The 10419-nt window shown below is 72.9% G+C and carries 10 protein-coding genes; 4 read left to right on the top strand and 6 right to left on the bottom strand.

Annotation, left to right across the window (positions count from 1 at the left end; translation table 11 throughout):
* The first annotated feature begins 61 nt into the window (after positions 1–61).
* Positions 62–637 carry a gamma-glutamylcyclotransferase family protein gene (locus ITJ69_RS15145; protein WP_323743123.1) on the top strand — a complete coding sequence of 192 codons (576 nt, stop codon included), beginning with the start codon at positions 62–64 and terminating at the stop codon, positions 635–637.
* A gap of 82 nt (positions 638–719) precedes the next feature.
* Here ITJ69_RS15145 and ITJ69_RS15140 read toward each other — a convergent pair whose 3' ends face one another.
* From ITJ69_RS15140 to rimK, 4 genes are read right to left on the bottom strand one after another with little or no spacing between them, the layout of a single operon-like run.
* On the bottom strand, positions 720–1706 hold the full coding sequence (locus ITJ69_RS15140; RefSeq protein ID WP_194673192.1) for an NAD-dependent epimerase/dehydratase family protein: 987 nt from the start codon (positions 1704–1706) through the stop codon (positions 720–722).
* A complete protein-coding gene (locus ITJ69_RS15135) occupies positions 1703–4417 on the bottom strand; it encodes an alpha/beta fold hydrolase (protein WP_323743122.1) in 2715 nt (904 codons plus the stop codon). The genes ITJ69_RS15140 and ITJ69_RS15135 overlap by 4 nt, the downstream gene beginning before the upstream one ends.
* Positions 4414–5532 (bottom strand): 3-oxoacyl-ACP synthase III, encoded by a 1119-nt coding sequence (locus tag ITJ69_RS15130; RefSeq protein ID WP_228505810.1) that lies wholly within the window; start codon positions 5530–5532, stop codon positions 4414–4416. The genes ITJ69_RS15135 and ITJ69_RS15130 overlap by 4 nt, the downstream gene beginning before the upstream one ends.
* A 41-nt stretch (positions 5533–5573) precedes the next feature.
* Positions 5574–6752, bottom strand: coding sequence for a 30S ribosomal protein S6--L-glutamate ligase (gene rimK, locus ITJ69_RS15125; protein ID WP_123291758.1), 1179 nt, complete (start codon positions 6750–6752; stop codon positions 5574–5576).
* A gap of 347 nt (positions 6753–7099) precedes the next feature.
* Between rimK and ITJ69_RS15120 the strand changes: the two genes are divergently transcribed.
* From ITJ69_RS15120 to ITJ69_RS15110, 3 genes are read left to right on the top strand one after another with little or no spacing between them, the layout of a single operon-like run.
* The gene (locus tag ITJ69_RS15120; protein WP_194673191.1) at positions 7100–7576 is read left to right on the top strand and encodes a hypothetical protein; all 477 of its coding nucleotides are present in this window, start codon (positions 7100–7102) and stop codon (positions 7574–7576) included.
* Complete coding sequence (locus ITJ69_RS15115; protein ID WP_123939326.1) at positions 7573–8205, top strand: RES family NAD+ phosphorylase; 633 nt, start codon at positions 7573–7575, stop codon at positions 8203–8205. The genes ITJ69_RS15120 and ITJ69_RS15115 overlap by 4 nt, the downstream gene beginning before the upstream one ends.
* A gap of 33 nt (positions 8206–8238) precedes the next feature.
* The gene (locus tag ITJ69_RS15110; protein WP_159573400.1) at positions 8239–8721 is read left to right on the top strand and encodes an ATP-dependent zinc protease; all 483 of its coding nucleotides are present in this window, start codon (positions 8239–8241) and stop codon (positions 8719–8721) included.
* A gap of 118 nt (positions 8722–8839) precedes the next feature.
* Here ITJ69_RS15110 and ITJ69_RS15105 read toward each other — a convergent pair whose 3' ends face one another.
* The gene (locus ITJ69_RS15105) at positions 8840–9733 is read right to left on the bottom strand and encodes an alpha/beta hydrolase (protein ID WP_200849229.1); all 894 of its coding nucleotides are present in this window, start codon (positions 9731–9733) and stop codon (positions 8840–8842) included.
* A gap of 119 nt (positions 9734–9852) precedes the next feature.
* Complete coding sequence (locus tag ITJ69_RS15100; protein ID WP_194673190.1) at positions 9853–10413, bottom strand: TetR/AcrR family transcriptional regulator; 561 nt, start codon at positions 10411–10413, stop codon at positions 9853–9855.
* Between the last annotated feature and the right edge of the window lie 6 nt (positions 10414–10419).

Genomic DNA, 10419 nt, shown 5'->3' with positions numbered 1-10419 from the left:
CCGCATCACGTGCGCCGATCGGCGCACGTGATGCGGGCCTCCCGTCCGCTACCCTCGCGACGTGAAGCGTCTCTCCCCCGGCCAGCGCTGGGTCATCGGTCTCGGCGCGTTCGCGCTCGTCTGTCTCGTCGTCGGCATCATCGCGATCGCCGTCGGCGCCGGTTGGGGGATCCTCCTCGTCGTCGCCGGGCTGCTCCACCTCGGCCTCACCGGAGTCACCGGAGCACTCGTGTGGACGTCGACCCCGACGATCGGTCCGAAGCCGATCCGACGCTCCGCAGCGTGGCCCGGCACCACGCACCGGGTGTTCTCGTACGGCACGCTGCGGCAGCCGCTCGTGCAGGAGTCGCTGTTCGGCGAACACGTCCCCACCACCCCGGACACGCTGCCCGGCTGGCGACTCGACTGGGTGACGATCACCGACCCCGAGGTCATCCGGGCGAGTGGCTCGGACCGCCACCCGATCCTCCGCCGGGGCGCAGCGGGCGACGTCGTCGACGGCGTGGCCCTGACCCTGGGCCACGAGTGGCACCTGCGTGCCGTCGACGCCTACGAGGTGTCGGACTACCAGCGCATCCGGGTCGAGCTCACCTCGGGTCTGTCGGCCTGGGTCTACGTGGCGGCCGACGAGGTCTGAGCCGCTGCCGAGACTCGTTCGCGTGTGCGCGAGACTCGGGCTGAGCGACACTCCTCAGGGCGCAGCGTCCGAGAACTGTCGCTCAGCGCGAGACTCGGGTGCCGTCCGCCGCCGCCAAGCGCGCGAGGCCCTCGTCGATCGACACCGACGGGGACCACTGCAGGTCGGCTCGGGTGCGGCGCTGGTCGAACCAGTGCGCCGTCGACAGCTGCTCGGCGAGGAACCGCGTCATCGGCGGCTCGTCCTGCCCCGGACGCACCCGCCACACGGCCTCGACGAGCGACCCCGCCGCCCGCGCGACGGCAGCCGGCACGTGCCACCGCGGTGCTGCGACCCCCGAGGCCGCGCAGATCCCGGCGAGCAGGTCCGCGACGGGCCGGGGTTCGCCGTTCGTGACGACGTAGGCGTTGCCGTGCACGTCGTCGTCGGCCGCGTGCTCGAGCGCCGCGACCATGGCCGACGCGGCGTTGTCGACGTACAGGGTGTCGATCAGGGCGGCACCGGAGTCGAGCAGCGGCAGGCGCCCGGCCCGTGCCCGCTCGACGATCCGGCCGATCAGCTGCGTGTCCCCCGGCCCCCACACCAGGTGCGGCCGGACGGCGACGACGGCGAACCCAGGAGCGTCGGCGTCGAGCGCGAGGAGTTCGGCCGCGGCCTTCGTGCGGGCGTAGTAGCCACGAGCACGATCGGGTTCGGCGACACCGGCTCCGGCGCCGACGAGCGACGATCCGGTATGCGCGACCGACGGCGACGAGACGAACACGAACCGCCGGGCGCCGGCACGGCGTGCGGCGTCGACGAGTGCTCGGGTGCCGTCGACGTTCACACGGACGAAGTCGGCCGGGTCACCCGCCAGGGAGACCTTCGCGGCGAGGTGCACGACGGCGTCGACCCCGTCGACCGCGCGTGCCACCGCGGCGGCATCGGTCATCGAACCGGCGACGTCCTGCACGCCCGCGACCCCGGACGGCCGTCGCTGGAACGTGCGGACCTCGTGTCCGGCGTCCCGCACGGCTGCGGCGGTCGCCTGTCCGAGGAACCCGCTGGCGCCGGTGACCAGGACCGTCACGGGCGGGCCATCCGTCCACCCGACAGCACCGCGGTCGCCCAGCGGGACAGCCGGGCGCGGTCGACCTTCGAGTTGTGCCGGATGTCGGTCGGCAGCACGGGCACGGTCAGCACCGCTGCGAGCGGGACCCCGGCCGCGGCCCGGACCGACGCGGCCAACGCCGGCGGAGCCAGGGCGGGCCGTCGGGCACGTCGCCCTCCGGTGGTCTCGACGACGGCCACGACCTGCTGCGTCCCGCGCGGGCCGATCCCCGCCACGCCGGCACGGCCGACCCCGGGAACGCCCTCGATGCGCTGCTCCGGTCCGACCGGGGTGACGACACCGTCGGGGGTGGTGAGCACGTGCTGCATCCGCCCCTCGACCCAGAGGCGCCCGGAGGCGTCCAGGTGTCCGACGTCACCGGTGCGGTGTCCGCGCGGGTCCTGGACGCCGAGCCGCGCGACGCGGTTCGTCCGCCAGAGCCGGTCGTAGTGGTCGCGCACGTGCGGTGCCACGACGACGATCTCGCCCGTGACGCCCGCCGCGTCGGTCAGCGCACCGGTCGCAGCACCCGCGGTGTCGAGCGGCGCGATCCGCACCCGCACGTTCGCCGCCGGGAGTCCGACGCAGATGCCCTCGTCGTCCGAGGCCGCTGCCGAACGGACGCCGTCCAGGTCGACGTCGGTCATGAGCAGCCCCTCGGTCATGCCGTAGGGGGTGTGCGCACTCGCGTTCGGCATCAGCTCGGTCGCCGCGGTCAGCAGCGCGGCCGACACCGGGGCGCCCGCCGACAGGAACAACCGGACGCGCGCGAGTGCCGCACGGTCGGCGTCGGTCAGCACCGATGCCGTCGCCACGACGTTCGCCAGCGCCGCCGGCGACAGGAACACGACGGTCGCGTCGGCAGCGGCCACCGAGGCCGCGACGGCGCGCGCCGTCAGGGTCCGGGGCGCGGTGACGTCCATGTCCGGCGCCACCGACCGGGCCCCGAGGGCCGGGCCGAGCAGCGCGAAGGGTGCGAAGCCCGCGACGAGGCCGGTGCCGACACCGATGTCGTACTGGGTCGCCAGGACGTCGCGGACGGCACCGAGCTGTCCGTGCGTGTAGACGACGCCCTTCGCCGGGCCGGTCGAACCGGACGTGAACAGGATCGCGGCCGGAGCATCGGACGCCGGCACCGTGGGCAGCACGGAACCGTGCGCGAGCCGACGGGCACCCCGCCGGGCGACGTCGACGAGCGTGTGCTCGACGCGCAGCGCACGCCGTGCGGGTGCGGGCAGCGGGACGGTCGCGATGCGCCGACCCGGCCAGCCGAGTGCACGAGCGGCTCCGAGGCCGGGCAGCGCGCCGATGATCCAGTCGGGCCGGGCTCCGCGGACCGCACGGGTCAGACCGCGCAGCCCCAGTCCGGCATCGGCCACCACGACGACCGCGCCGATCCGCACGCAGGCGTACAGGACGGCCGTCAGGTCGGCTCCCGGGGTGACGAGCAGCGAGACACGGTCACCGCTCCGGACACCGAGGTCGTCCAGCCCGGCGGCGATCTCGTCCACCCGACGGGCGAGCAGGCGCCACGTGATCGTCCGGGGGCCGCCGGCCGCGGCCATCTCGACGAGGGCGGGTTCGTCGCTGTCGCGCAGGTCCTCGAGCGCGGCGCCGAGCGGGCGGCTCACGTCGGTCGACTGGTCGACGTCGACCGGGAGGCCCTTCTCGGCTGGAGCGGGCACGTGTCCGCCCGGCAGACGGTCGCCGATCCAGTCGAACACCGCGCCCGCCACGTCGGCGTCGTCGGGCAGCAGGTGGCCAGCACCCTCGAAGCGGTGGACGTCGGCGTGTGGCAGCCGCTCGGACAGGTCGTCGAGGTAGCGCTCCAGGAACACCGGGTCGCGCGGACCCCACAGCAGCAGCGCCGGGACCTCGAGCGCAGCGACCCCGGCGGCGATCCGGTCGAGCTCGGGCGCACTCCGGTGCCGGGCGTCGACGGGGATGTCCGCCACGAAGCCGCCGATGCCGCCACGACGCGCGGCACCGCGGTAGGGGGCACGGTAGCCGTCGGCCACGGCACGGTCGAGCTTCGGGTGCGCGATGCCGAGCGTCGTCTCGAGGAACGCAGGCGTCACGACGGTCGCACGGCCGAGCAGCCCCGGCCCCAGGGCGAGCCGCAGCGGCGCCGGGATCGGGGCGTCGTCGGGCTGGTGCACGGCGGTGTTGCACGTCATCACGGCAGCCAGGACGTCGGGGTGGTCGACCGCCCAGCCGAGCGACACCACTCCGCCCCAGTCGTGGCCGAGGGTGACGACCGGGCCGGTCAGCCCGAGTTCTTCGGTCAGGGCACCGAGGTCCGCGACGCGCTGCGGCAGCCCCCGTTCCACCCCGGTGCGCTCCGAGAAGCCCATGTCGAGCTGGTCGACGGCGACCACGCGCCAGGCCGGGCCACCGGCCTGGGCGACCTCGAGCGAGGTGCGGAGCACCGACCGCCACAGGTACGACCACGTGGGGTTGCCGTGCACGCAGAGGATGGTGCCGACCGGTTCCACGCCGAGCGCGGCCAGGGACCCGGCCGTGTCGAGGAGGTGCCAGGTGCGCGCGGCGCGATCCGTGCCTCCTGACCGGCTCTCGGACCATTCCGGCACCGTGACCAGGCGCGACCAGGCCGGGTCGAGTCCGGGCAGGGAGGGCGGCTGCGTCGCCGGAGCCGTGCTCGCGGCGACGCGGGGCAGCCGGGACCTCACCAGTGGAGTTCCATCATCGCCGTGTTGATGCCGGAACCGACGCCGCCCAGGAACACGCGGTCACCGCGGCGGATGCCGCCGGACTCGACCTCGTCGGCCAGGGTGATCGGGATCGACGCCGGGCCGACGTTGCCGAAGCGCTGGTAGGTGGTGGGGACCTTGTCGCGCGGGATGCCGATGGCCTCGACGAACGCGTTGGTGTGCACGTCGGAGACCTGGTGCAGGACGTAGCGGTCCATGTCGGCCCAGTCGAAGTGGGCGCGGGCCTCGGTCCAGGCCGCGACGACGAGCTCCATGCCGCCCTTGAGCAGCATCTTGGCGTCCGTGAACATGCCGTCCACGCTGCCGACGCACAGGTCGTACCACTGGGTCGCCGCGCGGGTGACGCCGCCGACGATCCGGTGTCCCTCGGGGTGCAGGTCCGCCGGGCCCAGCACGGCGGCCGCGGCACCGGACCCGAGGGTCAGGCTCGCGAACTCGCTCATGAAGTCCTTGCGGTTCCGGCCGCCCTGGTTCAGGCGGTCGATGGTGTTCAGCTGCACCTGGTCGGCGTCCTCGCCGTCGACGACGAGCGCGTACTTGATCTGACCGGAGTCGATCATGCCCGCGGCGACGCTCATGGCGTTGACGAACCCCAGGCAGGCGTTCGCGATGTCGAAGTTGATCGCGGACGACGGCAGACCGAGCCCGTGGTGCAGGCGCACGGCGACCGACGGCTCGAGGTGCGGACGGGTCACCGAGGTGTTGATCAGCAGGCCGATCTCGTCCGGGCGCACCCCCGCCTCTGCCATGGCACGACGGCCGGCGTCGATGGCGGCGTCCTGGAAGGTCTGGCCCTCGCCCCAGTTGCGGCGCTCGATCACACCGGCGACCCGCTCGAGCAGTCCCATCGGCAGGCGGAGGCGGCGGAGCACGCCGCGCAGCCGCGCTTCGATGTCCGCAGAGGTCGTCACGCGTTCGGCGGTCGTCGTCGCCACGGAGAGCAACGAGACGTTGTGGTGCTTCGCCGTGGCGTTGCCGGGCTGCTCGGGTTCACTGCTCGGCGCCCGGTCACTGCTCGCTGCCCGGTCGACCGGCCGTTCCGTCATGATCGTCACCGACACATACTTCCTCATTTCACCTGTGTGTGCAGTCCGGCTCGGCTGGACGCGCGGTGTCAGGCGTCCTTCGGGAGCTTCCGGATCTTGCTGCGACGGCGTCGACGGTCCGGCACCATCGAGCGCATCTCCTCGAGCTTGCCGAAGCAGAGCAGCCGGTCACTGGCCTGCAGCTCGACGCCACTGCGCGGGTTCGGGATGACGGTCGCGCCCCGGTGCAGGGTCAGCACGGTGATGTCCCGGTCCCACAGTCCGGACTCCTTGATCGTCTTCCCGACCAGGTCGGCGTTGGTGTGGACGAGCAGCTCGGCGACGCCGTAGCCGGTCGAGACACTGAGCCGCTGGCGCACGTCGATCTCGGGGAAGGCGACCTGGTTGCCGATGAAGTCGATGATCGCGCCCGCGACGTCGAGGCCCGTCGCGCGCTCGATCCCCTCGAGCCCCGGTGACGAGTTGACCTCCATCACGAGCGGACCGTCGTTGCCCTCGAGCATGTCGACACCGGCGACCTTGAGCCCCATGATCTGCGCCGACCGGACCGCGACCGCCTCGTACTCCGGCGACAGCGTGACCTTCTCGACCGTGCCGCCACGGTGCACGTTGGAGCGGAACTCGTCCCCCGACGCCGTCCTGCGCATCGCGGCCACCACCCGGTCGCCGACGACGAGCGCGCGGATGTCACGGCCACGGCTCTCCGAGATGAACGACTGGATCAGGACGTTCTGCTTCGTCGAGTGCAGGGTCTCGACGATCGACTCGGCGACCTTCTCCTCCGGCGCCAGGATCACGCCGATCCCCTGCGTGCCCTCGAGCAGCTTGATCACGACCGGAGCCCCGCCGACGCGTTCGATCGCGCCGCGGACGTCGGCCCGGCTGTTCACGAACGTCGTCGCCGGCATGCCGATGTGGTGGCGGGACAGGATCTGGTTCGCCCGGAGCTTGTCGCGGGAGTTCGTGATGCCCGTCGCGGTGTTCGGCGTGTACACGTCCATCTGCTCGAACTGTCGCACCACCGCGGTGCCGTAGTAGGTGATCGAGTTGCCGATCCGGGGCAGCACCGCGTCGTAGTCGGACAGGAGCTTGCCGCGGTACAGCAGGTCCGGGTCCTCGCCGGACAGGTCGATCGCGAACCGCAGGGTGTTCAGGACCTTGACGTCGTGGCCGCGGTCGAGCGCCGCAGCACGGAGGCGCTGGGTCGAGTACGCCTGCGGGGCGCGGGACAGGATGGCGAGTTTCATCGAGGGGTTCTCCGCGGGGTGGGATCGACGGCGACGGTCCATCCAAGCACGCCCGCGCCGCGATGCCGCCGACCGCCTTGGAGAGCGAGCGCGTTGTACTCTTTTGACGCACGTGCGGTACGCTGGATTGACTGATCGGACGGTGTGCGATGACGAAGAACCAGCACGGTCTCCGGGCGACCCGGAGCAACCGGACCCCTCGACTCGCAGGGTCCGGACGGTCGACGTCGCGGCGACCCGCGTCGTCCGAGTGGCGTGTCCGATCGCGCAGACCGTCCTCGACCGAGGCGGTCGCGCCACCGACCACGACCTCCACCGGTCCGGCCGACGACCTCAGGGATCGCCTCGTGGCCGCACTCCTGCGGCACGTCGACCTGATCGACCTCGCCGAGGTCGAGCGGGTGAACGGATCGATGGACGCCGTAGCGGAGCGGATGCTCGCCAGCATCCCCGGCGCCGATGTGCTCGACGACCGCGTCGGACCGTTCTACGACACTGCCGGCCTGCGGAAGTGGTTCCAGATGAGCCGCCAGACCCTCGACGCGCAGGCCAAGGTCGGCGACGTGCTCTGCGTGCTGTCGGCCGACGGCTTCCGGCTCTACCCGTCGTTCCAGTTCGATGCACGGGGCATCCTGCTGCCACGGTTGCGCGATGTCCTGGCCGGCCTGGACCCCGACCGGGTCGACCCCTGGGGCGATGCCGTGTGGTTGAACGCGCCGGCGGACGAACTCGACGGACTCACGCCGGCCCAGGCGCTCCGGACGGACCGCGCGGACGAAGCGGTCCGTCTCGCCGCACTCGCCGGAGCGTTCCGACTCGGATGACCGCCGTCGCACGCACCGACGTCGTCCAGACCGCGCCACAGGCCGGTCTCGACCTGACCGGCTTCCCCGACGGGGGCAGACTCCCCGCCGAGGTGTTCCGCGCGCACCTCGCCGAGTTCGCGCCCTGGTACTTCGCCAGCCACCCCCACGGCCGCTTCAACCTCCGGGAACCGAACGGCACGTGCTGCTTCGCAGCCGCGGCCTCGACCGCTGTCCGAGAGTTCTTCGGCCCGAAGGTCCGCCGCAACGAAGTGAGCGCTGCCGACGCTGCCGTCCTCCGCGTCTCGACGATCACCCCGCCGTCCGATGCGAGCTCCGCCCACGTCAGCGGCGCGGGCGCTGCACGCTTCGGGGTCACGAGCGAACTCACGACAATGGGCGACTACGCCGTGACGCAGGCATGGGCCGAGCTGTTCAAGGACCGGGTCGATGCACTCCGCTACGACTCGAGGTTCGACCCGGGGGGCGAGGCGTGGGCACTGTTCGGGACCGCGGGGCCGGCACCGTCGCTCGGCGGCGCGACCGCGGTCATCGACGGAGCACGTGCGGCCGAGGCAGCCGGCGTTTCGGTGCTGCCCGGGCCGCCGCGGAAGAGCGCCGTCCGGATGGTGCCGAACCCGCCCGCCTGACCGGCACAGTCGCGCATGGGACAGGATGGGCACATGGCCCGTGCTCCGAAGTCCCCCGACGGCGGGCTCGTCGTCGCCGGCTGGCGCGAGTGGGCCGGCCTGCCGGACCTCGGGCTGCCGTGGATCAAGGTCAAGCTCGACACCGGTGCGCGCAGCTCGGCACTGCACGCGTTCGACCTCGAAGAACTCCCGGGCGACCGGGTGCGGTTCTCGGTGCACCCGTGGCAGGACACCGATGCCGACGCCGTCACGATCGAGTGCGCCGTGCACGACCGGCGCATCATCCGCAGCTCGACCGGGCACACCCAGGAGCGCATCGTCGTGCTCACCACGATCACCCTGGCCGGGCGCGCCGTCGTGTCCGAGGTCACCCTGAGCAACCGCGACCAGATGGGGTTCCGGATGCTCGTCGGGCGCGAGGCCCTGCGACAGGGCTTCCTCGTCGACCCTGCGAGGTCCTTCATGGCTGGTCGGGCGCCGAAGGAGATCCGGCGCCGCAACCGCGGGCGAGCCTGAGCGCTGCTCGCCACGCGGCACGGGCCGTGGGCGCGACCGGTCGACCGCCTGGAGGCGCGGTGCGGGGCCGCCACGGGCCTCCCGTCCGCCTCGGCGACCGCCCAGGGCGCGGGCTGGGTCAGCGACCGAGGTGACGGCCGAGGAAGGCGAGTTGCTGCGGTGCCAGGCGGCGCCAGTAGCCGTGCGTGTGGGCGCCGGGCTCGAAGCCCCCGGCGGGCGGCGTCGCGAAACCGTCGACGTAGGCGTGCGCCGCCGGAGCGAACCCGTCACCGTTGCCGCAGTCGACACGGACGGCGACCCCGTCGAGCGCGCGCTGCCGACCGAGGACCGTGTTCGCACGGAAGTCGGCCGCGTCGTCGAAGGCTCCGCGGGCGGTGTCCGCTGCTGACGTCCAGAGCGCCGGACTGATCGCCGACACGGCGCGGACGCGGGACGCACCGAGCACCCCGCCGAGCCGGAGGGCGCCGAACCCGCCCATCGAGTACCCGGTCAGCGCGAGCCGGTCGGTGTCGAACCCGCGCCGCGCGATCCGGGGCAGGAACTCGTCGACGACCATCGCCGCGGGGTCGTCCCCGTCGGAACGGTGGTGCCAGTAGCGGTTGCCGCCGTCGATCGAGGCGATCGCGAACGGAGCGCCGCCACCCGTGATGTGCGCCGCGAGGAACCGGTCCCAGCCGAGCTCCCGCCCGAAGAACGCCGCGTGGTCGTCGCCGTAGCCGTGCAACGCGACGGCCACCGGCAGCGGGGTGTCCGACGCCGGAGCGGCGATGGTCCACCCGACGGTCCGCCCCTTCCGCGCGGTCGACATGAAGGTGCCGGAGACCGAGGGGACCGGGTCGACGTCGGGGATCGTACCGTCGGCACCGTTGAGCCCGAGCACGCGGTACATCGTCGACCGACCCGGCAGCAGGTCGAGGTTCACCGCCTCGGCGGCTGCACCCGCGGCGACGATGCCGGCTCCCCCGATCAGCAGCGACCGACGGGTGATCGTCGACGCACGCGAACGGGTCATCCGAGGGGCACCGTTCCGTCAGAGGTCACGCGCTGCATCACGAGGGTCGAGGAGAGTCGCTGCACACCGAGCAAGGTACCCAGCGCAGCGTCGGAGAACCCCGGGGCGCTGACGAGCGGTCAGGATGCCGCGACGAGCGCCGCGGCGACCGCACGCGCCGTCGCCGTGCCGACCGACGGATCGCGCAGGCGCATCGCGAGGTACCCGGAGACGACGAGCAGCAGCTGGTCGGCCAGGGCCCCGGCGCGCTCGCCGACGACGGGCGCGGCACATTCGGTCAGCCGGGTCCGGAGCGCCCCGGTCTCGCGGTCGAGCACCTCGTGCACCTCGGCTGGGGCGTCCGCGTACTCGGCAGCGGTCCCGAGGAACGCGCACCAGCGCGAGCCGGCGGCGGTCGACCGGTACTCGTCGAGCGCGTCGAACACCGCGAGCAGGCGGCCGCGGTCGTCCGGAGCAGCCTCGACCGCGCGGTCCCACGTGGCGAGCCAGTCGTCGTGCCGGCGATCGAGGGCCGCGGCGACCAGGGCTTCCTTGCTCGCGTACCCGCGGTAGAGCGTGGCGCTCGAGATCCCGGCGCGGTCGAGCACGGCGTCGATCGGGGTGGCGGCGATTCCCCGCGTGAAGAAGAGCTCCTCGGCCGCGTCGAGCAGCCGCTGCTCGGTTCCTGGACGCATCGCCATGCAAGC

Origin of the sequence: Curtobacterium sp. VKM Ac-2887 (genome assembly GCF_015350935.1) — a bacterium.
Lineage (GTDB): Bacteria > Actinomycetota > Actinomycetes > Actinomycetales > Microbacteriaceae > Curtobacterium.
Note: the sequence above shows the minus strand (reverse complement) of the source record. Positions and strands in the feature narration are given on the sequence as shown.